The sequence below is a fragment of the Marinococcus sp. LNHM4E3-1 genome, assembly GCF_056034405.1.
Map to the genome: position 1 here is coordinate 16279 of NZ_JBQLID010000011.1, position 23027 is coordinate 39305.

General features: G+C 46.4%; 24 protein-coding genes. 21 read left to right on the plus strand and 3 right to left on the minus strand.

The features are described 5' to 3' along the window. Positions 1-96: 96 nt before the first annotated feature. Positions 97-999, minus strand: a complete 903-nt coding sequence (locus tag ACTRXI_RS12050) for a sulfotransferase domain-containing protein (protein ID WP_474262841.1) — start codon at positions 997-999, stop codon at positions 97-99. A gap of 300 nt (positions 1000-1299) precedes the next feature. On the opposite strand from ACTRXI_RS12050, the gene ACTRXI_RS12055 reads away from it, so the two are divergent. The 11 genes from ACTRXI_RS12055 (at position 1300) to ACTRXI_RS12105 (ending at position 11276) form a co-directional block, all read left to right on the plus strand. Then, positions 1300-3399, plus strand: coding sequence for a LuxR C-terminal-related transcriptional regulator (locus ACTRXI_RS12055; RefSeq protein WP_474262843.1), 2100 nt, complete (start codon positions 1300-1302; stop codon positions 3397-3399). Positions 3400-3566: 167 nt separating this feature from the next. Further along, positions 3567-3932, plus strand: coding sequence for a DUF192 domain-containing protein (locus tag ACTRXI_RS12060; protein ID WP_474262845.1), 366 nt, complete (start codon positions 3567-3569; stop codon positions 3930-3932). A 51-nt stretch (positions 3933-3983) separates the two neighbouring features. Beyond that, positions 3984-4160, plus strand: coding sequence for a Flp family type IVb pilin (locus tag ACTRXI_RS12065; protein ID WP_474262847.1), 177 nt, complete (start codon positions 3984-3986; stop codon positions 4158-4160). A gap of 65 nt (positions 4161-4225) precedes the next feature. Beyond that, on the plus strand, positions 4226-4738 hold the full coding sequence (locus tag ACTRXI_RS12070) for an A24 family peptidase (protein ID WP_474262849.1): 513 nt from the start codon (positions 4226-4228) through the stop codon (positions 4736-4738). Continuing rightward, a complete protein-coding gene (locus tag ACTRXI_RS12075; protein WP_474262851.1) occupies positions 4739-5110 on the plus strand; it encodes a TadE/TadG family type IV pilus assembly protein in 372 nt (123 codons plus the stop codon). It begins immediately after the preceding gene. A 5-nt stretch (positions 5111-5115) separates the two neighbouring features. Next, positions 5116-6012, plus strand: a complete 897-nt coding sequence (locus tag ACTRXI_RS12080; protein WP_474262853.1) for a pilus assembly protein TadG-related protein — start codon at positions 5116-5118, stop codon at positions 6010-6012. A 12-nt stretch (positions 6013-6024) separates the two neighbouring features. Then, entirely contained in the window at positions 6025-7179 is a 1155-nt protein-coding gene (cpaB, locus tag ACTRXI_RS12085; protein ID WP_474262855.1) for a Flp pilus assembly protein CpaB, read from the plus strand. Positions 7180-7182: 3 nt separating this feature from the next. Further along, on the plus strand, positions 7183-8007 hold the full coding sequence (locus tag ACTRXI_RS12090; RefSeq protein ID WP_474262857.1) for a CpaE/TadZ family protein: 825 nt from the start codon (positions 7183-7185) through the stop codon (positions 8005-8007). Continuing rightward, positions 8007-9416, plus strand: coding sequence for a CpaF family protein (locus ACTRXI_RS12095; RefSeq protein ID WP_474262859.1), 1410 nt, complete (start codon positions 8007-8009; stop codon positions 9414-9416). The genes ACTRXI_RS12090 and ACTRXI_RS12095 overlap by 1 nt, the downstream gene beginning before the upstream one ends. 1 nt (position 9417) lies before the next feature. Then, positions 9418-10368, plus strand: a complete 951-nt coding sequence (locus ACTRXI_RS12100; protein WP_474262862.1) for a type II secretion system F family protein — start codon at positions 9418-9420, stop codon at positions 10366-10368. Between the two features lie 2 nt (positions 10369-10370). Beyond that, a complete protein-coding gene (locus tag ACTRXI_RS12105) occupies positions 10371-11276 on the plus strand; it encodes a type II secretion system F family protein (protein ID WP_474262864.1) in 906 nt (301 codons plus the stop codon). Between the two features lie 41 nt (positions 11277-11317). On the opposite strand, the gene ACTRXI_RS12110 is transcribed toward ACTRXI_RS12105, so the two are convergent. Together ACTRXI_RS12110 and ACTRXI_RS12115 are read right to left on the minus strand one after the other, a co-directional pair. Then, entirely contained in the window at positions 11318-12136 is an 819-nt protein-coding gene (locus tag ACTRXI_RS12110) for an undecaprenyl-diphosphate phosphatase (protein ID WP_474262866.1), read from the minus strand. A gap of 190 nt (positions 12137-12326) precedes the next feature. Further along, positions 12327-13568 carry a hemolysin family protein gene (locus ACTRXI_RS12115; protein ID WP_474262868.1) on the minus strand — a complete coding sequence of 414 codons (1242 nt, stop codon included), beginning with the start codon at positions 13566-13568 and terminating at the stop codon, positions 12327-12329. A 338-nt stretch (positions 13569-13906) separates the two neighbouring features. On the opposite strand from ACTRXI_RS12115, the gene ACTRXI_RS12120 reads away from it, so the two are divergent. From ACTRXI_RS12120 to ACTRXI_RS12165, 10 genes are all read left to right on the plus strand, one after another. Further along, the gene (locus ACTRXI_RS12120; protein ID WP_474262870.1) at positions 13907-15214 is read left to right on the plus strand and encodes an MFS transporter; all 1308 of its coding nucleotides are present in this window, start codon (positions 13907-13909) and stop codon (positions 15212-15214) included. A 100-nt stretch (positions 15215-15314) separates the two neighbouring features. Continuing rightward, positions 15315-15629: an L-rhamnose mutarotase gene (gene rhaM, locus ACTRXI_RS12125; RefSeq protein WP_474262872.1), complete on the plus strand. Its 315-nt coding sequence runs from the start codon at positions 15315-15317 to the stop codon at positions 15627-15629. Positions 15630-15866: 237 nt separating this feature from the next. Then, a complete protein-coding gene (locus ACTRXI_RS12130; RefSeq protein WP_474262875.1) occupies positions 15867-16049 on the plus strand; it encodes a hypothetical protein in 183 nt (60 codons plus the stop codon). 278 nt (positions 16050-16327) lie between these two features. Then, on the plus strand, positions 16328-18385 hold the full coding sequence (locus tag ACTRXI_RS12135; protein WP_474262877.1) for a BglG family transcription antiterminator: 2058 nt from the start codon (positions 16328-16330) through the stop codon (positions 18383-18385). A gap of 36 nt (positions 18386-18421) precedes the next feature. Further along, positions 18422-18910, plus strand: coding sequence for a PTS sugar transporter subunit IIA (locus ACTRXI_RS12140; RefSeq protein ID WP_474262879.1), 489 nt, complete (start codon positions 18422-18424; stop codon positions 18908-18910). Beyond that, positions 18910-19194 (plus strand): PTS sugar transporter subunit IIB, encoded by a 285-nt coding sequence (locus ACTRXI_RS12145; RefSeq protein ID WP_022794068.1) that lies wholly within the window; start codon positions 18910-18912, stop codon positions 19192-19194. The genes ACTRXI_RS12140 and ACTRXI_RS12145 overlap by 1 nt, the downstream gene beginning before the upstream one ends. A gap of 68 nt (positions 19195-19262) precedes the next feature. After that, a complete protein-coding gene (locus tag ACTRXI_RS12150; RefSeq protein ID WP_462869034.1) occupies positions 19263-20525 on the plus strand; it encodes a galactitol-specific PTS transporter subunit IIC in 1263 nt (420 codons plus the stop codon). A 54-nt stretch (positions 20526-20579) separates the two neighbouring features. Continuing rightward, entirely contained in the window at positions 20580-21611 is a 1032-nt protein-coding gene (locus tag ACTRXI_RS12155) for a zinc-binding dehydrogenase (RefSeq protein ID WP_474262881.1), read from the plus strand. 122 nt (positions 21612-21733) lie between these two features. Continuing rightward, complete coding sequence (locus tag ACTRXI_RS12160; RefSeq protein ID WP_474262883.1) at positions 21734-21901, plus strand: hypothetical protein; 168 nt, start codon at positions 21734-21736, stop codon at positions 21899-21901. Positions 21902-21928: 27 nt separating this feature from the next. After that, positions 21929-22978 carry a galactitol-1-phosphate 5-dehydrogenase gene (locus ACTRXI_RS12165; RefSeq protein ID WP_474262885.1) on the plus strand — a complete coding sequence of 350 codons (1050 nt, stop codon included), beginning with the start codon at positions 21929-21931 and terminating at the stop codon, positions 22976-22978. The last annotated feature ends 49 nt before the right edge of the window (positions 22979-23027 follow it).

The following is a 23027-nucleotide window of genomic DNA, read 5'->3' on the forward strand; positions in this document are numbered from 1 at the left end:
CCTCCTTTAGGATGTTTAAATAGTCTTACCCCGGAAAGGTTCGGTTTAATCACAAACAGAAGAAAGTTGGAAAACAGTTGTTGAAAACTGTGTCTTTTAAATGTCTTTCTTCGTGTAATCAATACTGTAATGATGAAAAAACAGTTGATTGTCGTTTTGGTACTTTGCCTGAAGTACCTTCTGAAGAGACTCGGGGAGAAAATATTTTTGGTGGTGAAGCATAAAGCTTGCCCGGCTCTGCAACAGCCTTCGGGATAGAGGCTTTCCTCTTTTTGTTGGAACAGGGGCTTCGGGATTAAACGGAGTTTTTAAAAAATAGTTCATCTTTCTGGCAGCCTTCACCTGCATGGTGCCGTAGCTCCGGTTTACTTTTGTATTGCTGTAGGAGGGTATTTTTTCAATCCCCATATACTGCAAAAGTCCTTTAATTTCCTGCATTTCATTTTGCCGGAACCGCTCGTACTGCATGAGATAATAGTTGTTTTTGCCAAACAATTGCGTGACACGCTCCATGTAGCTGAAATAATAGTAGCCGTCGAGTACTCCCAGCTGCTCCCACTCCTCAAACACGACGGCGGCCTGCTTGTAGCCGCCCTGGTGAATATACTGCACGTAAAGGGAAGTGAGGAGATCAAGCTGCCGCCGTACTCCAACAATAATATGCACGTCATAGCTTTTTTCAGGAAAAATCCGGCGGAGATCCTCTAAAATGGCGTAGTTGTCTTTGACCTTTTTTTTCGTGGACAATGGGTTGCCGGAGAGACCCTCGTACGAAATGAGGAGCGGTTTTCCCGTCTCCATCATTGACTCAAATTCGTTACGTAAATCACTGGTAGCTTTATCCGATAATTTTTTATGGCGTATTTTGTACAAATCCGGCTGTATATGCCCCCGGGAAAGATATGTAATTTGGTGCGTCAATTTAGGATAAATGCTTTTCTGCAGAAAAGTAGTAGCTGTTTTGTGATAACCTACATGAATGTAAATGGTCTTGCGCATCGCCCTGCCTCCTACGGTATGAATGCATCCATCATACCGAAATCCATAGGAGCAATCAAAGTAAAAGGACCAGTGAGTTTGGTCGCATATGCATTCACGGAGAAGGGTAAATTCTTCTTGAATTGCCCGGGAATCCCGAAAAAAGCTTTTAATTCCCCCCCGATAAAGGTATAGAATTCGTATACATTGAAATTAGGACTACAGTACATGGCAAAAGGTCCCTGGTTCCTATTGAAAGCTTATTTTTCACAGCTGATAGACAGCCACAGGGCCAAGAACGAAGCATAGGGGGCCAGTATTATGGGGGATCAGCGTACAGAGATAATGGAAGAAATACAGGCGATGTATACTTCCTTATATAATGTTACATTGCTAGTCGTTGACAGCCTGGGGAACGAATCTGCTTTTACCGACGGGGAAAATGAACTGTTCGCAGCACTCGATGCTGCCCCGGGGGCAGGGCTCAGAGATAAAATAAATCATATGTTTAAAGGAAAGTTAAACGCACGAGAGCCTTTTTTCTACGATCTTTTTCCGGGGATTCATATAGCAGTAGTTCCGCTGCAAAAAAATGAAAGTCCAAATCATTTTTTACTGGCAGGACTGCTGGTTGAAGAAGGGGCACAAAAAACAGTGGAAACAAGTCTTGAATCGGCGTATGGAAAAAAAGGCGGCTGGAAAGAAATTATCAAGCACACACCGTCTTTTTATATCGAGGAAAGAGAAAAATGGCTTAACCGTTTCCAGAAGGCGGCAAATGTTCTGGCGCTTTGCTTTGACGGGCAGTCTTCATCCGAAAATCATACCCGGTTAATGCACCGGGCCCTTCAGCGGCATTCTACGGAAGAATTACTGGAACTGCTCATCGATGGTCTTGAAGAAGCAGAGGTACTGGGGATAGCTGAAGAGGGGGAGGAGGGTGTATACGAAACGACGCGCGTGACGGGAAAGCATAGGGAGGCGTTAGAGAGTCTCTCATTCCACCCCGGGGAAGGGCCGCTTGGCAAAGTGCTGCTGTCAGAGGAGCCTTTGTTTCTGGAAAATTTAAAAGACCGCCCCCAAAGTTATTTTTGGCAGCGCTACGGACTTTCGCCTCTCTTGTTTTTTGCGCTGCCGATCCAGAAAACTAACGGAGCCTCCGCCGTCATCTTTGGAGGGAGCTTTTCCCGCAGGTTTTTATCCGGAAAGGGAAAAGAATTTTTGCTCACCATGATTTCGGTAATAGAAGCTAAAGTGAAAACAGACTGGCTTGCAGAGGAAAATAATCGTCAAATTCAACAGCTGGGGTCCCTGGTCGAAATAGGCAGACTGATGGCGGCCGGCCCGGATATAAAAAAAGTCAGCTATATACTTATAGATGCCAGCCTGAGCATGAGTCAGGGAACCTTCGCTATGCTGCTGTTGAAAAAGAAAGAGCGCGGAAAATACCGGATGATTTCAAGAGGATATTCAAGGCAGGAGCTGGAGCTTTATGCAGAAAGCACAGCGGCAGAATACTTTTCTGGACTGGATACAGAGCGTGAAAAAGTGAAGCAGGCAAAAACGCCGTGGAAGGAGCCGGTACTCGAATGCCCTTTAGTTTTTCAGGGGGAAATACTTGGAGTACTATGCGTAGGTACATTGGAAGTGAGAACCCGGCAGGTGGAGGAATTTCTGGAAGCTCTCTCTGTAATCGGCGGTGTGTCCATGAAGCTCGCCGGAGAGGAGTCGGGCCTTAGCATGCACAAGCAGCTCAATGCCATGCATCTGGCGGTAAAACAATTTGATCCGGAAGCCTTTGCACTGTCAAGCCGCGCAGCGGAAATTGCTGAGCAGTATACTGCTCATGGAAATTTTTCTGCTTCCTTTGTATCGTCCATCACAGGGGCATGCAGGCTGGCTGCTTATTCCCCGGCGATCATCCAGGAATTAATGCCGGACAGCCAGGTCGGAGAAGTGTTGGAAGAAGGACGTACTCTCAAGGAAGGTGTTAACAGATCGCGTTTAAGCACAGGCGCACAGGCTGAAGTATTTGCCATGGCCATGGTATATGCAGAAGGCGGGGACCAAAGGGAAATAAAAGCAATGACAAACATCTCGGAAGAATGGAAGGACAGCTTTCTGAATTTCTTGGAGCAAACGTTTATCAATGACCAGGAGCTGTTTTTTCAGAATTCGGCAGAGGTGAAAGAAGAACCGGCGATTCCGGCAGTACCAAACAAACCGTCCCTCTCCTCCCGGGAGCAGGAAGTGCTGGAGCTGATTATAAAAGGAGATAATAACCGTGAGATCGCTGAAAAGCTGTTTATTAGTGATCACACGGTAAAAAATCACGTTACGAAAATTTTCAAAAAGCTGGACGTGCCGGACCGGGCCCGGGCTATTTCGAAAGCGTATCAGGTAAAGTACGAGGGATTTTAAAATGAGTAAAAATAGGAGCATAAGTAGGAGTTATAACCTATTAAATATACCTTATAACAGGAACGTAAGGGGATATTTTACAATAAATTTACGAGGTATAATCAATTCATAAGCCAAAAGGCTTGATTCTAAAGAAGTGAGCGTGTTTAACAGGAGGTGCCAGGCATTTGAAGTTGGTAGTTCTTCAATCCAGACAGGTGATAGCGGAAAATGTGACAGGGGCATACAATTTTTATCAGCGATTCAGGGGATTAATGTTCAAAAAGCATTTCCCGGCTAGTTCCGGCCTTCATATTTCTCCTTGTCCATCGATTCACACCTTTTGGATGAAGTTCCCTGTAGATGTGCTCTATCTCAGCCGGGAGATGGAAGTGCTTGAGGTGGACGAAGAGCTGCGCCCAGGGAAAATCGGAAAAAAGGTAAAAGGTACTGCCTCGGTCATCGAGCTTCCTGCGGGAAGCATTCAGGCAGCAGATCTTGCACCCGGCGACGTTCTTGCTCTTGAAGAAGCTTCCAGCCGGCAGATCAGTTGACTCGGTCCTCCCAGACAAGCAATTACTTACAATAAAAGGAGAGTGTTCAGAATGGTCGAAATTTTTAGAAATTTAGTAGTGGAAGAAGAAGGACAGGGCATGACAGAGTACGGTTTAATTCTCGGGTTGATTGCTGTAGGTGTTATTGCAGCATTGGTTACTTTAGGAGAACAAATTGGTGGGTTCTTTACGGATCTTACAGAAAAGATTCCAGGTGGAGGAGAATAACATCAGGCCCTCTAAAAGAGGGTCTTTTTCTTAACTAAGTCAAAACTGAAAGGAAGGGATGAAGCTTGGGACTTATCGATTGGATTTTGATTACCGTATTACTTATATGTGCGATTACAGATATAAAGGAACGAAAAATCTATAATAAAGTGCTGTTTCCATCCATGCTGCTCGCATTCGTTTTCCACGGCGCAGTGTCTGGATGGGAAGGGCTGTTTCATTCCTTCCTTGGATTTTTGATTGGGTTTGCCCTTTTGTTTATTCCATACGCCATGGGCGGCATGGGAGCGGGTGACGTGAAGCTGCTGGCACTAGTGGGAGCACTGAAGGGCGGCACATTCGTGCTGCAGTCCTTTATATTTATTGCGCTTCTCGGGGCCTTGATGGGACTAATCGTCCTGCTTCGCCACAAAAATATTTTGAAATCATTTTTTTACAGGCTGGCTCATATAAAAAACGGAACGAAGATCCCGGGCGGCGGATTGTCGAAACAATCACTTTCAAAAACGTATCCGTACGGGGTAGCTATAGCTTTGGGAGCCGCTGTGAATTTATTTACAGAAGGGATGCTGTTTTAAATGTGGAGGCAGGAAGACGGACAGTCGCTCGTTGAATTTGCGCTCGTTCTTCCGCTTATTATCGCGCTGCTTATTGGAATGATTGATTTCGGGCGGGTGCTCTATACGCACCAGGAGCTCGAACTCATTACCCAGGAAGCAGTGCGGATCGGCAGCTTCGGAGAAAGCGATGAAGCAATTAACAGTTATGTAACGGAGAATTTTGACAGCGGAAATCCGGCAGATCTTACCGTTACAGTAACGCCGGGAGATCGAAGCTCCGGGGAATATATGACGGTAGAGACGGCGTATCCGGCGTCCATTTTTAATTTGCTCGGTGATTATTCCATTCCCTATACGATCGAAACGAATTCAACAATAAGGGTGGAGTGACCTTTATGAAGACATGGATAAAAAATGAAAAGGGTAATGCGTTAATTCTTATGGCGATTGGCCTCGGTATAGCAACAGCGATGTGCGGGGTAGTCATTGATGGCGGACACTTATACAAAACGCAGAGCAGCCTGCAGAAAACAGTAAACGCAGCCGCTTTGTCCGGTGCCCAGGAACTGATGAATTCTGAAGAAGAAGTGTCCAATGTAGTGGATGATGTGCTGGGAGCACACGGGGAGTCGGAAAGCTTATTTAATACAGACATTACGGAAGAACAGTCGGTGCGGGTTGAGCTGGAGCGTCCGACCGAGGTGTTTTTTTCTTCTTTATTTGGAGTGGAAACAGTAGATATTAACGCAACGGCCAATGTAGAGGTAGCTGCGATTGGGGAGGCGGCAGGGGCTGCCCCATTTGGCATCAACGAAGAAACGGAACTGGTTTTTAATGAAACGTATGATCTAAAGGTCGATTCCGGCGATTCCACAGGTGGGAATTTCGGAATTCTGGCGCTGGAAGGTCCGGGTGCTAAAACGTATGAGGAAACATTAAAGAATGGCTATGATGAACCTCTGCGTGTCGGAGAAGTGGTTAACACTCAGACAGGAAATATTTCCGGTCCTACAGAGCGTGGAGTCAATCACCGCATCGATAATTGCCCAAGTGGCGACATTTATGACCGTGACTGTGACAGAGTCATGCTTATCCCGGTATATACCCCGATTGGAAATGATGATAATTTCAGAGAAGTGGAAATACGAGGATTTGCCTATTTTTACCTGGAGGAGCGAATGAGTAAGAATGACGATTCGGTCCGGGGAAGATTTATTCAACGGGTGGGCAAGGGTACTATAGTAGAAGGTAGTGCCAGCCGGGGGGCATATACAACCAGACTGACTCAGTAGGGACGGGATAACATGAGGCCAAAAAGATTGCTGCTTTTCGCTTTAATAGCCGGCGTGATAACGACGGTGATTTTCTACATATTTATTACAAGAGACGCACCGGAAGAAGCAGAAGAAACAGACGTAAAGATGGTCGAAGTAGTAGCTGTCACAGAAGCGATTGACGAAGGAACGAGAATAACAGGGGACATGGTGGAAGCAGTGGAAATAGCGGAAGAGCAGATGCATCCGAATGCAGTCCGTGAGCCCGGAGATGTAACCGGCACCTACGCGAAATCGGATCTTGCGGATGAGGAAGTTATTCTCGAAAACCATTTTCAGAGCGCTGACGACAGTGATGCCCCGCTGGCCCAGCAGGTGGAAGAGGGAAGACGGGGAGTCTCGGTCAACGTGGATTATGAAGAATCCGTGTCTTATCTGCTGGAGCCGGACGACTATGTCGATGTTCTTTCCACCAGAATGAATGAAGATGCAGAAATGCAGACAGAGGTGCTGGTTGAAAGGGTCCGGGTTCTTGCAGTAGGCGAGCGCTTCCAGGAAACGTCAACCGCTGCGCCTGATGAAGAAGGAGAAGGAACGGAAGAAGAAACGACAGAATACCAGGCGGTGACGCTTGAGCTGACGCAGGAGGGCTCAGCACAAATCATCAACGCCAACCAGGATGAGGGGGATCTCCATCTATCTATATACAGTCAGGCTACGGAGGGGGATGGACCGGGAGAATCGGCTGATAACGCCGTGGAGGTCACCGCCCCTTCAGTAGAAAATTCAGATGAAAACGACGCCACTGACAGTAATCAGGAAGCCGGGGAAACACCGGTACCTGAAGAAAATGATGACGGTTCTTCCGGAGAAGAAAATAATGAAACAGGCGGGGAAACAATACCACAGGATGAAACACCGACAGAAACGGAAGAAAACAACTCTTCTGCAGATATTCAACAGGCAATAGAACTTTCACCGTACACGTATCGCGCCAATATCCGGGAATTCCCTAGCCTCGAAGCTCCTGTACTGGAAATCGTAGATAGCGGAACCCGTCTGGAATACACCAATCAGTTTGAACAGGACGAGGAAAACAGAACGTGGGTTTTTGTAGAATACGGGGAAGACGGCTCCGGGTGGATCAGCAACCGGATTACCCAGTTTGAGGAAAGCGGGGAGTAGAGCGTGGCACAAACAACTGATACCAGACCAATGCAGGGGAGAATGGCTGTTGTATGCAGTGCTTCCGGCGGCACAGGACGGACTATGCTGACGGCGAACCTCGCTGTTTATCTCGCTTCCCAGCACCAGAAAGTGACGGCTGTGGACGGGGATCTGCAGTTTGGGGATCTTGCGCTGGCACTGGATATCGATCCTTATTCCACCATTTTGGATGCAGCGAAGCCTGTACAAAAGGACCGTCTGCAGAATTTTTGTATCAAGCATGAAAAAGGATTCCACGTAATGGCAGCGCCGGCCCGACCGGAGTACGCCGATCTTATAGACGAGGCGCAGCTTTCTGCAGTAGGGGCTTCATTGAAAAACGACAATGATCTGGTAATAGTGGATGCGGCAGCCGGGCTGAATGACCGCAGCCTTTCTTTTATTGAACAGGCGGATGATATTTTCATCGTCACCACCAACGGTATGGCTTCATTAAAAAATACAAGCCTGATGATCGAAACCCTTAAAGCTCTGGGAATGAAGGATAAATGCAGCGTGGTGGTCAACCGGGCCACCGTCAAAGGAAAAATGGCCGGGCAGGACTTTTCAGGTCTTTTTGCAGTAAAGGAAATCTTTTATCTCCCGGAGGACAGCAGCCGGGTGGTAACAGCAATGGACACCGGGGTGCCATTTGTAATTGACTATCCGAAAGCGGAAATTGTGAAAAGGATAAAGCATATAGGGCACACGCTTCTGCCCGTTCCAGAGGCAAAAGCTTCCTCTTCCAGCAGCCTCATCCATCGGCTGCTGCGTAAAACTAAATCGACACCGGGAGATGATCAATAATGGGGCTGATGAATCGCCTGGAAGCAAAAAATAAGCCCGAATCAACGGTCGTGCCACCCCAGGGAGAAAAGCGGAAAACCTCTGCGGAAGTGCCGCAGGAAAAACCGGAGCAGAAAGAAACGGTTAAGAAAAAGCCGGCAAAACCAGTCAGCCCCCCGGGCCATGCAGAAGTGAAAAGCCTGGTGTTTAAATACATCTTAAAGGAACGGAAAAATGACGATGTGGAAGACATCGTCCCGGAGCTTGAAGACATTATTTCGGAAGTGATTGAAGAAAACGAACAGCTTCCGCCAATCCGCGAACGGGGAGCCCTGATCGAAGATATTAAAAATGATTTAACAGGCTACGGGCCGATTAACCCGCTGCTGTTGGACGAAGACGTGTCAGAGGTTATGGTGAACGGCCCGGATAAAGTATATGTGGAACGGAACGGAAAGCTGACGCTCACAGATGTTGTATTTCGGGACAACGAACATGTGATGCAGGTGCTTGAAAAGATTGTGGCGCCTCTGGGACGGCGGGTGGATGAAAGCAGCCCGATGGTGGATGCACGCCTGCAGGACGGCTCCCGGGTGAATGCTATCATTCCCCCTCTTGCACTTGGGGGGCCTACTATAACGATAAGAAAATTTTCCAAGGACCCTTTTACGATCCATGACCTTGTGAACTTTGGTACGCTTACCAGCGAAATGGCAGATTTTATTGAAGCCTGTGTGCAGGCCAAGCTGAATATATTTGTCAGTGGGGGTACAGGATCCGGGAAAACAACAACGCTGAACGTGCTGTCCTCCTTTATCTCCAATGAAGATCGCATTGTAACGATTGAGGATGCCGCTGAGTTGCAGCTAGGTCAGGAACACGTCGTTTCACTGGAAACGCGGCCGCCAAATATTGAAGGCAAAGGAGCCATATCCATCAGGGACCTGGTGAGAAATTCGTTGAGGATGCGTCCGGACCGAATTGTGATTGGGGAAGTCCGGAGCGGGGAGGCGCTCGATATGCTTCAGGCGATGAATACGGGGCACGACGGCTCTCTTGCCACAGGTCACGCGAACAGCCCGCGGGATATGCTTTCCCGGCTTGAAACAATGGTGCTGATGGCTGGAATGGATCTGCCGATAAGGGCGATACGTGAACAGATCGCAGGGGCTCTTGATGTTATCATTCAGCAGTCCCGTCTGCGGGACGGCACGCGCCGGATCACCAGCATTACAGAAGTTCAGGCAATGGAAGGTGATATTATCGTCCTGCAGGAAATATTTACGTTTCAGCAGGAAAGCGTTGATGACAACGGAAAAATCATCGGAAAACTTGTTCCGACCGGCGTCCGCCCGCATTTTTACGAGCGAATGGAGCATGACGGTATTTATTTGCCGCCTTCGCTTTTTACAGAACGGGTGGTGGATTAAAGTGCTTTTACCCCTTTTATTCATTTTTATGTTTCTCACCTGCTTTCTTCTGGTCGCTGCAGGAAGTATTGCCGTTACTTCCAGTACTTCGGAAGAAGTGGGTGGAGAGGCCGCAGTGCCGAAAAAGCCGCTATCTTTTAAGGGCTACCTTCGTGAAGCAAATGAAAAGCTCAAGCTGCTTTTGATCCGTAAAAAAAAGCCGACAAGAAAAAAAGAGCTTCTGGAGCAGCAGCTGAGTGCGGGAGGGATCCCGGTAAAAGCTGAAGAATTCCGGGTGTTTCGCTGGTTTGCGGTAGTCATCAGTGGAGGGATATTTTATCTGCTCACAAATCTTATTGGGGCTTTGGCTATCGGAGGGGTGACCGGCTATGCTATTCCGTCGGTATGGCTGAAGAAAAAACAATCGAAGCGTCTGCAAAAATTTAATCAGATGCTTCCCGACATGCTGACGACAATCATTGGCTCTCTTCGTGCAGGTCATAGCTTCCAGCAGTCTCTCAAGATGGTGTCGGAGGAATCGGACCCGCCGATTAAAGAAGAAGTTCATTTAGTTCTGAAGGAAATCCAATACGGCAACACTATGGAAGAGGCGTTGAACAACTGGAAACAGCGTATGCCGAGCGGGGATCTGGAGCTTCTTGTCGAAGCGCTGCTGATCCAGCGTCAGGTGGGGGGCAACCTTGCCTACCTGCTGGATAAAATTGTAGAGACGACGCGGGAAAGGGAAAAAATAGCCAACCAGGTAAAGACGCTCACGGCTCAGGGGCGGCTTTCCGGGATTATTATCAGCCTTCTGCCGGTGGGGATTGGAGCCGTCATTTATGTGATAAATCCCGAGTATATAATGACTTTATTTATCGAACCAATCGGCAGAATTATGCTTGGCATAGCTGCAGTTGGCGGAGTCATAGGCTTTATCCTGGTCCGGAAAATTACAACGATTGAGGTGTAGAAATGGTCATCCTATATGCTGCTTTTTTTTCCTTTGTAACTCTCTCTGTCTACACCCTGCTCAGCTACCGCTTTGACAAAGCATACGTGATCGAGCGCCGGATTCAGACGTACTTTTATCCTGACCGGCAAGAAGAGCCAGAAGAAAATTCAACGTTTTACGAGCGCGTCGTGCAGCCTGGGTGGAAAAAGTTAAAAAAGCTTTATCAGCGCAGGATGAACCGTGGTAAAGTCACAGAGCTTGAACACCGGCTGCTGCAGGCAGGACGTCCCTTTGGATGGAACCCTGTAGATTTTAATATCTTCCGTGGAATTCTGATGGTTACTCTGCCTCTCGCGGCCGCTGTTTTTTTGTGGCTGGCCGCGGCACCAATGCTTCCAGCAGTCCTTATGACTGTGTTCGCTTTGGCCTTCGCCTGGTTCGTGCCGGGATATTATTTAAAAATGAAAGCCTCCAATCGAAACAAACAAGCTTTGAAAGAACTCCCCGATGTACTGGACCTCCTCACCATTTGTTTGGAATCAGGGCTCGGGTTTGACGCCGCCCTAAATAATGTAACCGCCAGGAAAAGCGGGGTTCTGATTGATGAATTTAAAGTCTGCCTGGAAGAGCTCCGGCTCGGCCGGACGAGAAAAGACGCGCTGAACGGTATGAAGGAAAGGCTCACAGTCGATGAACTGAACGCTTTTATATATAATATCATTCAGGCGGAAAAGCTTGGTATTGGAATGGTAAATGTATTAAAGGTTCAGTCGGAGGATGTGCGGGAAGGCCGGCGTCAGCGCGCGGAGGAAGCAGCGATGAAGGCGCCGATCAAGATGATGTTCCCTCTTGTCCTGTTTATATTTCCCACGTTATTTATCGTGCTTCTCGGTCCGGCTATTTTGCAGTTTATGGATGCATTTTAAAAAGAGTCTCTTCCTTAAGCGGAAAGACTCTTTTTTTGTGTTTAAAAATAAACGATATATACGACTGCAGCTAATATAATGCGGTACAAAGCAAATGGAATCAGGCGGATCCTGTTGATAAGCTTCAGGAAAAATGTGATCGACACCAAAGCGAATAAAAAGGCACTGACAAAGCCGACAGCAAAAAATGGCATCATGCCGGCGGTGAAATATTCCCATTTACTCGCAAGAGAAACGGCGCTTGCTCCGAGCATAATTGGCACAGCCATAATAAATGTAAAGTCAGCTGCTGCCCGGTGGCTTAGCCCGAGGAGAACACCGCCGGAAATCGTAGACCCCGAACGGGAAAAGCCGGGCCAAAGCGACAAACACTGAATGAAGCCGATCAGAAGGGCCTTTTTATATGTAATAAGGTCTACGCTTTGAATAACCTGTTTTGGCTGGAACAAATCAGCAGCAATCATGAGAAAGGCGCCGATTACCAGACCTATCAGAACAGTGCGCGCGGAAAAAAGGTGCTCATCAATAAAGTCTTCAAACAAAAGACCGAGAATGCCTGCAGGCAGCAGACCGACAATGATATGACTTAAACGAAGTTTTCTGTGTGAGGCCTCTGTTTTTTTGGAAAATCCAAGCAGGTCCCGGAAACGCTGGCGAAACATAACGATAACTGCCAGAATCGATCCCAGCTGGATAACCACTTTAAAGGTATTGGCCACCTCGGTACCTAAAAACTCGTGGGACCGGAGCCAAATGTCGTCGACAATGATCATATGACCAGTCGAAGACACAGGGGCAAACTCGGTAAGCCCTTCAACGATACCTAACAGCAGCGCCACAAACAGTTCCCACATACTCATATTCTGATTTACCTTCCACTTTCTTTGCTTCTTTTTCTGTTCCTGCAGAAAAAGTTTTCGATTTTTACAGCTACTTTCAGATTATCACGTTTTTTGGGAAAAGCTACTAAAAGTTTACGTGCTTAAAGTACTGATGCATCAGTATTATACAAGCAAAAACCCGGAGAGTAATTCTCCGGGTTCAAGTGTATTAGTCTTCCTCTTCTTCCTCTTCCTTTACGACGCGTACGCGTTTGATCTGATTGTTATCCATTGTCAGCACTTCAAAATGAAGATTTTCATACTGGAGAGTTTCTCCCTCTTCAGGAATATGATCAAATTCCCGGTAAAGCAGTCCGGCAATGATATCCTCTTCTTCTTCCACTCTGGTATTAAAAATTTCGTTGAAGCGGCTGATGGCGAGCTTCCCATCACAGATAATAACCTCGTCGGTCAGCTCCTCAATAAGCTGCTCAGAGCGGGTATCGTGCTCGTCTTCAATCTCCTGGCCGATCATCGCTTCGATAATATCCTCCTGGGTGACCATACCCATCGTACCGCCGTATTCATCGAGCACGACGGCAAGGTGCTTCTGCTCATTCAGCATTCGTTTGAACACGTTGTCGACAGAATTGGTCTCTACTACATACAAAGGGTTGTTATCAATAAAATCATTAAGGGTTTTGTCGCTTTGTTCGGCCCAGATAAGCAGCAGCTTAGCATGAAAAACACCGACGATATGATCCATATTATCGTTATACACCGGGTACCGAGTGTGATTGTGATTGATGGTAATGTCCCGCACTTCCTGAAAATCGCTTTCGATTGGGATGCCGGTAATCTCCATACGCGGAACCTTCAATACGTCACGTATATCCTTACGGTAAAAATCAATTACACGCTTAATCCGGTTCTGTTCCTGCTTTTCAAATGTCCCTTCCGAAGAGGCTACGTCGACCATGGTTTTGATCTCTTCACGAGAATATGTCTGTGAAGGCCCTTCGCCCCGGGTAATCAGTTTGATTACCCCGCGTGTGAAAGAATTCAGTAAAAATGTGAGCGGCTTAAAAATGAATACGAGCACCGCAATCACCGGGGCTACTATGTAGGCCACCTTATCGGCAAAGGTAGCAGCAATAGATTTAGGCAGAACTTCTGCGAAAATGATAAGCACAAATGTCAAAATAGCAGTAGCGATACCGACAGAAAAATTGTAATTCAGGGCAAGCACGGTAACGAGGGTAGGAAGCATAATATTGGAAATGTTGTTTCCGATCAGGATGGCTGTGATTAACTCATCCGGTTTTCTCGTCAGCCTTAATAAATTTTTCGCCCGTTTATCGTTTTCGTCGGCGCGGGACTGCATTCGCGCCCGGTTTGCTGCTGTTAAAGCTGTTTCACTTCCGGATAAAAAGAAGGAAACGAATAAAAATAATATAATAACCGCTATCATAAGTACCCTCCACTGGCGTCTTCTTCATATTTTATTTCCTGGCTGCAGTAAATTAAACGTTTCAAACAACTATCCAACATTAAAAATAACATAAAAGCGTCCGGTAAGATTTAAATATGCAAAAAGATTTTCTGCTCAATTTTGCTTTTAATAAAAATAAAAAAGAATAGAAGAAGGACAATAAAAAAATGTTGACTTTCATTTGTGTAAGCCTTTACAATTAAAAATACAAATAAAAACAACATAAACAAACAAAAAGGCGATGATTAAATGAATGATTTTTTGTTTGTTGTAAGGAGGTCAGCTGAAAAGTCTGTAATTTTTAAGGAGGAAACGGAATGAAAAAAGTGGAAAGAGGCAGTCTGGCTGCTACCCTTTCGGTGTCCATGTCGAATTACCTCGAAGCAGGATCAATTGTAGCCGGGGCTGCCGGGCTCACTCTCTGGGTTCAGTATCTGGGCCTTACAGATGCCACTGTGGGACTGCTCGGAGCGCTCAGTGCCAACGGGTTCGGTGCTGCGCTTGGGGCGCTTGTCAGCGGCTTTTTAGTCGATAGATATGGGAGAAAGTTTATTTATAAGTATAATCTGCTGGTTTACATGCTCGGTATTCTACTAATTGTTTTCTCTTTTTCCTTTCCGATGCTTCTTATCGGTTACGTGATTACCGGTATTTCCGTTGGTGCGGGAATTCCGCCTTCCTGGACGTACATTGCTGAGGAAGCGCCGGAAAAAGAACGGGCAGCACGTGTCGGCTGGGGACAGTTTGCCTGGTCAATGGGCCCTGCGGTCGTCTTTATATTGTCCGTAATCCTGGCCCCATTAGGACTGCTTGGAAGCCGGATTATTTTCTTTCAGCTTTTTGTAATCGCTTTTATCACCTGGCTCTTTCAGCGGAAAATTGAAGAGTCCGCGATTTGGGAAAAACAAAAGAAAGAAGATCGTGCAAAAAATAAAGGCGGGATCTTCAGCAAAGAAAACATGAAAGAGCTGTTTACGAATCGTGCCAACCTGCATGCGATCACGCTGCTTGTCGGTGTGTATACATTTTGGAATATGGTTGCCGGCGTAATGGGTTATTTTATGCCGTATATTTACGAAACGGTAGGAGGGCTTTCGGGAGCCCAGGCTAATCTCCTGCAGGCTTTTCTCTGGGGACTGACCGTATTATCCACCTATTTTGTATTCATTAAACTAGGCGACAGAGTAAACCGTAAGCTTATCTTTGGAGTAAGTGCCGTGATGGGTATTGTAGCCTGGACAGTACTTTCATTCGGTGGCATGGGTACTTTAGAATTGCTCGTTTTCGTTATTCTCTGGGGACTTGCAGCAGGCTTTGGTGCACAGGCATTTTACGGTCTGTGGTCAGCCGAGCTGTTTCATACAAAATACCGTGCAGCGGCCCAGGGACTTCTCTTCTGTACTGCCCGGGTATTTGTCGGTTTGATTTCGCTCGCGATCCCAACGTTGATTACGGTGTTTGGTTTTCAGACAGCCGGGGCGATTATGATCGGATTTTTGGTAGTGCACATGGTGGTGGGATTAACCCTTGCACCGGAAACACGCAACAAATCGCTTGAGGAAATACAGCTCGAACGATACGGGACAACCGAAGAAGCAGAAATAAAAGAAGACCTGGTTAAATAAGCAAGTGTTACTGAAGGAAGGGGAATTTATTTTTTCCTTCCTTCTATTGTTAGCGGCAGGAATCTCCCGAAATAAAACGGCTGAAGAAAGGACCATGAATATGAAGCGTTTGGCGTTCATTATGTACGTGTATCCGGAAAAAGTAGAGGAATATATTAAAAAGCACGATCAGCTCTGGCCGGAAATGAAAGAGGCGTTAAAGGGGCACGGGGCATCCAACTATTCGATTTTCCTTGAAAAAGAAACGAGCAGGCTGTTTGCTTATCTTGAAATAGAGAGTGAAGAACGATGGCAGCAGATGGCATCGACCTCCATCAATCAAAAGTGGTGGGAAGCAATGGCGCCGTTAATGGAAACAAACGAAGATAACAGCCCAATTACCACTCCGCTTGAAGAAGTATTTCATCTCGATTGAAAAATCACAGACTTCTCTCCGCCGAAAAAAACCTATCAGCGGAGTTTTTTTGTTCAAAATCCCGAAAAACGGGAATAGAAAAGTATAAAGATGATAGCCTTCAAACCCACATATAAGACATGAGGGGGAATGCGGATGAATAGCCGCTTTTGTGAATGGAAGATCATAAAGTAAATGGTGCAGAAAACCCTGGTTCAGTCGTGTGATAAAACTCAGCTGTAAAAAGGGGGAGTACCAATGAACCGCCGATTGATTGATGAAGAGTATGAACGTGAAATAGACCGCATGGTGAACGAAGGCGGCTATATTCCTGTGGAAATGGATTTTATAAAAAAACGGGCTAAAGTTAACAGGGAAAAAAATGAAAGCACTCAGGAGAAGCAGAAAAAAGAAGCTGATGATTCTAAAGAAAAAGCATAAATATAGTAGTGGGAAGAACAGCTGCCGCCGGTGGCTGTTCTTTTTGTCGATAAAAATATACAATTATTGCTTGAAAGAAACATTGAAGGCCGCCGAATTTGTTAAACCATTCAAGTACATACATATACCAGTAAGCCTAATGTATCAATGTACGAAGTTGGTTTGTGGAATGTAAATCACAATATTGTACAGCAAATGTTCAAAAGACTGTGATGAAAACGTATACATTTTGATTGCGACGGCTGATAGAATAAAAATTAACCAAAGGGGGGAAGGAAATGCCGCTAAGTGAACGGGATAATGAAATATTAAATGAACTAATTCGAAATCCGTCGGTCACTAGCATGGCGCTTGAAGAAAAGCATCAACTGACAAGAAGACAGCTGGGATACAGCATTAATAAAGTAAACGACTGGCTTTTAAGCAAGGACCTTCCGGTTATTGAAAGAACGCGCCAGGGGCATTTCATTATTGACCAGTCCGTTTACACAAACTTCGGTATGGATGAAGAAATTATTGCAGCTGAAAAGCCAATACTCACTGGGAAGCAGCGTACTTATTATCTCATTATGATGCTTGTCAGCAGCGAAGAGCCGCTTTCATTAAATCATTTCACAAGTGAGCTGCAGCTGAGTAAAAATACCGTTTTGAATGAGCTGAAAGAAGCCCAGCAGTATCTTGATGACTTTCATCTTTTAATCAAGTATTCCCGCAAAGAGGGTTATCTGGTTGACGGAAAGGAATTTCAGATCCGGAAGCTGTTGATGAACGTTACGTACCAGCTGCTGTTCATGCAGGACGGTTCGGCGAGGATCAAAAGGATAGCTGGAATTGACGAGGAAGAGCTCGACGATTACCGCCAACGGATCGAAAATGTCGAAAACAAGCTCAGCCTGAAGTTTACTGATGAAAAGCTGGAAACAATGCCTTATATATTAGCTTTAATTTTAAAAAGAATTAAAAAAGGCTTTGCTGTTAATACATTTTCCATCCAGTATGAAGAGCTTTCGGATACGAAAGAGTATCAGGCAACAGAGGAGATATTTAAAAAAAATGAACACATTCCGATGGAAGAGCGGTTGTTTGTCACACTGCACCTGCTGACAGCAAGTGTCTACAGCATCTCTTTTCCGATGGAGGACGATGTGGTTCCAAATTTAGGCGCCGCCACAGATGATATGCTGCGCCAGTTTGAGAAAAGCGCCTGTGTGTATTTACACGAGCGCGACCAGCTGCTTAATAAGCTGCTTCAGCACATTAAGCCTGCTTATTACCGTATCAAATACCAGCTGTCGGAGACATCATCCACACAGGTGCCGCTGAGTAAAGAATTCAAAGCGCTGCACCATCTCGTAAAGCAATCCACGGCACCGCTTGAACAGTTGATCGGCAGCCGAATCCCGGACAGTGAGAGCAGCTTTATTACAATGCTGATCGGGGGCTGGATGAAAAGACAGGGCGAGAGTATTGAAAAGAAAGTAAAAGCCATCGTGGTATGCCCTCAAGGGGTGTCCGTTTCAAGACTGATGCTTAATGAGCTGAGTGAGCTTTTTCCGGAATTTGTTTTTCTGGACTCTTTATCGGTACGGGAATTTCTTCATTACCATCTGGAGTATGACATCGTCTTTGCGCCAACATTTCTTGAAACCAACAAGAAGCTGTTCGTAGTAAAAACATTTTTAGGCAGGGAAGAACGGCAGCGGCTCCGTAAGCAGGTAATGCTCGAGCTTTACGGCTATCTGCCAAACCACCTGGATATCGATGAAATCATACAGATTATTGGCCGCCATGCTCATATTCATAATGAAAGTGCACTTATAGAAGATATTCAGAATTATATTAATAAGGATAATGAAAACTCAGTGAATTACAGCATGGGCAAGGCTGAATACAATCTGGATGAATTAATCACTCCAGCCTCCATTACCCTGGAGAGCAACGTGGAGAATTGGGAAGAGGCCGTCAAAACGGCTGCCGCTCCGCTGCTTGAAAATGGAAGTATCACGGGCGACTATGTAAACAGTATGCTGCACTATACCGAGGAAGATCCCTATATTGTCATAGGGCCGAATATTGCGATTCCCCACGCTTCTCCGGAAGATGGGGTGAATGAAGTAGGAATGAGTTTGTTAAGACTGAAGGAAGGGGTTCTTTTTTCCGAAGAATACCGAATTAATCTGGTGATCGTCATTGCTGCTGTGGATAAGCAGAAGCATATTCACGCACTGATGCAGTTAATGAAGCTTGCAGGCTCACAAACCGCAAGAGATCAAATAACAGCCGCTGATTCCATCAAAGATATATATAAAATTATTCAGTCGTATTCCAAAGACTAACCAGGTAAGATTTCAAATTCACCAAGGAGGGGCCTGATGAGCGATTTGTATTTTGATACTCCTGTGATTCTTTTAGATATGGACGGGGGATCCAAAGAAGAAGTATTGCGGACAATGGCACAAAATTTAGTGAACAACAAACTGGTAAAACAAAGCTTTGTTGAAGCAGTGATCCAGAGAGAGAATGAATATGCTACCGGCCTGCCGACAGGCGACATTGCAGTTGCCATTCCTCATACAGATGTAGAGCATGTACAGCAAAAAGCAATCAGTGTAGGAATACTGAAGGAGCCTGTGGACTTTATCGTCATGGGAGACGACACGGAAACGGTTCCGGTCAAGATTGTATTTATGCTTGCCATGGATGAGGCTCATTCCCAGCTGAAGCTGCTGCAGCAGCTTATGCAGGTATTCCAGGATCAGAGTGTTTTAAATGAGCTTGTCAGCACGTCGGATGAAAAACAGATCAAGCATATCATGGAAGAAAAATTGGATGCGTTATCCCTTAAAGGAGGTGAAAAATAATGGCAAAAAAACAAGTACTAGTAGCATGCGGAGCAGGCGTGGCAACTTCCACAGTTGTTAACGGCGCTATTGAAGATATGGCTAAAGAACACAAACTATCCGTGGACCTTAAACAAATTAAAATAGCTGAAGTAGAAAGCTATGTTGATACTGCTGATTTACTGGTAACGACAGCTACGATCAAAAAGGAATATCCGTTTCCGGTAATCAATGCACGTTCCTTCCTGACAGGTATCGGTATGGAAGATACGAAACAGGAAATTCTGGATGAATTGAAAAAATAACAGTGCTCCGGTTTCCTGTTTTAAAAGGGAAGCCGGGCTCATTATTACAGGTATGAGGGGGAAGTGGCATGCAAGGATTTGTAGATCTTGTGCAGGGATTTTTAGATCTCGGGGCAACAGTAATTTTACCAGTGGTTATCTTTTTGCTCGGTTTATTATTCGGGCAGAAGCCGGGAAAAGCCTTCCGGTCCGGCTTAACGATTGGGGTAGCATTTGTAGGTATATTTCTTGTAGTTGACCTGCTGGTTAATAACTTAGGCCCGGCAGCGCAGGGAATGGTTGATCGATTAGGAGTCAACCTGGACGTAATTGACGTCGGCTGGCCGGCGACATCATCTATTGCCTGGGCTTCTACGGCAGTAGCAGCCTTTATTATTCCGTTAGGCTTGCTTGTGAACGTTGTTATGCTTCTGACAAAGACAACGAAAACAATGAACGTGGATATCTGGAACTTTTGGCATTATACATTTATGGCTGCTGTAGTATACACCGTATCCGGCAGTATCATTCAAGGACTTATCGCTGCAGTTATCTTTCAAATTGTCACCTTGAAAATTGCTGACTGGACTGCGCCAATGGTGAGTGATTTCTATGAACTCCCCGGCGTATCGATTGCTACAGGAAGTACCGTTTCATATGCACCAGGTATCTTTCTTGTAAAAGGCCTGCAGAAGATCCCCGGCATCAACCGGCTGAGCGCCGACCCGGACAGCATTCAGAGAAGATTCGGTGTGTTCGGTGAATCCATCTTTATCGGGTTGTTCCTCGGTGTTGCAATTGGGGCCCTGGCTGGCTACAGTGTAGGCGAAGTAATTGAAATCGGTATGGCTATGGCCGCTGTTATGGTTCTGATGCCGCGGATGGTTAAGATTTTGATGGAAGGCTTAATGCCTGTATCAGAGTCAGCCAGAAACTGGTTGAACAAACACTTCAGCAACAAAGAAATTTACATCGGTCTGGATGCGGCCGTTCTTTTGGGACATCCATCAGTTATCGCTACTGCATTGATTCTCGTGCCGATTACGGTCGTTCTAGCAGTATTTCTGCCTGGCAACGCTCTGCTTCCGTTTGGTGACCTTGCAACTATTCCATTTGTTGTTGCATTTATCGTCGGAGCAGCGAGAGGTAACATTATACACTCTGTGCTGGTAGGTACCGTGATGATCGCCCTTTCACTATACATGGCTACAGATATCGCCAACGTATTTACAACAATGGCTCAAAACGCTGATTTCGACATGCCGGAGGATTCCGCACGAATTTCAAGTATTGACCAGGGCGGAAACCTGATCAACTGGCTCATCTGGAGATTCTTCGAGCTGTTTAACTAATTCCCCTCTCAGGCAAAACATGCATGAAAATTAACACATCGGGAGGCAAAGAATATGAAAGCATTGGTGAAAACCGATTTAGAGCACGGAAGTATCGAAGTACAGGATAAACAGGAGCCGACACCTGGGAAGGACCAGGTGAAAATCGAAGTAAAATATGCCGGGGTCTGCGGCACTGATATTCATGCCTATGAAGGTCATTATAAAGTTAATGCGCCGGTCACGCTTGGCCATGAATTTGCCGGTGAAGTCGTAGAAGTCGGTGAAGGAGTCAGTGATTTTAAGCCCGGGGACCGGGTCACCTCCGAAACGACATTTTATATCTGCGGCGAGTGCCGGTATTGCCGGGCTGGCGACTACAACTTATGCAGCTGGCGCAAAGGGCTTGGCAATCAGTACGACGGAGCCTTTGCCAAGTATTTAATCGCCCGGAAAGCGAGTCTCCACCACCTCCCTGAAAACGTCGATTATCAGTCGGCGTCGATGACAGAACCGCTAGCCTGCACACACCATGCGGTAGCTAAAACAGAGATCTCGGACGGAGACATTGCGGTCGTTATCGGCCCGGGGCCGATTGGCCTGTTTACTGCCCAGGTGGCGCAGAGCAGGGGAGCCAAAGTTATTATTACTGGGCTTACCAATGATAAAGTGCGTCTGGAAAAAGCGAGAGAGCTTGGAATTGATTATGTTGTGAATTCGCAGGAAGAAGATCTTCATGAATTCGTCAACAGCGTAACTGATGGCTACGGGGCAGACATCGTTTTCGAATGCTCAGGAGCTGTTCCAGCGGCCAAGCAGGCGATTGGCCTGCTGCGGAAAAAAGGTCAATACGCTCAGGTGGGTATTTTCACAACACCGGATATTCAATTTGATTTTGATAAAGTAATTCAAAAGGAAATTCGTGTGGTCGGCAGCCGAAGCCAGAAGCCCGCGGACTGGGAGCCTTCCCTTGAACTGATGAACAGTGGGCTTGTGAATGCCCGGGCAATGGTCACTCATGAATTTGACATCACACAATGGGACCAGGCCTACCAAAAAATTAAAGACGGAGAAGCTATTAAAGTACTGCTTACGCCTGTGGATTAGTACCTGGTGGGAATATGCAGGTACTAATGTATGGAAAGGCAGGGAGCCTGGAAAAGGAAGAGCTCCCTGCCCGCCGTCAAAGGCGAAATATACTCAGCGAAAAAGCATCAGGGAGGAAAACTATGACAGAATTAATGCTTGATTTTATGTTGGGACCAATGCGTGCGATCGGTGAATTTTATTTTAATCACCAAATGATTTTTAATCCCATTATTGTCGGGGCGGCACTAATTAAAATACTGTTTGGGAAGAAAAAAGCAAAAAATGAACCAGCGAATTCAGAATCGTAATCTCGTTACTTTCGAAGGGAGAAGAACATGAAAAGTCTAAAACTTTACGGGCAGCAGGACCTTCGGTTCGAAGAGGCGTCAAAGCCGGCGGCTGAAAACGCTGATGACGTTGTTATTAAAGTCAAAGCTGCAGGTCTTTGCGGCTCCGACATTTCCCGCTACAAAAAGCTGGGCCCTTACGTAGAAGGAATGATCTTTGGCCACGAGTTCGCAGGAGAGGTCGTGGAGACCGGTCCCGGTGTATCAGGGATACAGCAGGGGGACCGCGTGGCAGGATGTCCAACGTTTCGGTGCGGGAAGTGTCTGAGCTGTCAGAAAGGAGAGCTTTCACGCTGTGAAAATCTGACTGTGATCGGTGCTCGTCACCCGGGCTCCTATGCTGAATACGTCAAACTTCCCGCCGAAAATGTTCTGCCGCTGCCGAGTCAGGTGGATTATGATACAGCTGCCCTCGTGGAGCCGGCAGCTGTAGTGGCTCATGGCTTTTACCGTACGAGTATCCAGCCCGGAGCGGAAGTAGCCGTAATGGGATGCGGAAGCATTGGCCTTTTGGCAGTTCAGTGGGCGAAAATATTTGGGGCGAAAAAGGTGTATGCGATTGATATCGATGACGTAAAGCTGCAAACTGCCGGGGAAGTAGGCGCGGATGTATTGATCAATTCGAGTCAGCGCCCGGCTCATGAGCAGGTGAAGGAGCACACAGGAGGATACGGGGTGGATCTTGCAGTGGAATCTGCAGGAGCACCTGCGACGTCTGCGCAGGTGCTTGCTCTTCCAAAGAAGGGCGGTGAGGTCGTATTTATGGGCATCCCGTACGCAGATATTACGATTGAACGTTTTTATTTCGAGCGTATTGTGCGCAATGAATTGCGGATACTCGGCTCCTGGAACGCGATATCGTCACCGTTTCCCGGAAAGGAATGGACCTCCGCGCTTCATTATATGAATACCGGCCAGATCAATGTAAAGCCGATGATCTCACATACGCCAGGGCTGTCGGATGGACCGGGAACCTTTGATGATTTAATCAACGGAAAAGGAAATTATGTAAAGGTTGTTTTTCATCCGGAAAAATAACAAACAGGCTCAGGCATAACTGCCAGCGTACCCATGGGAAGAGTATAAA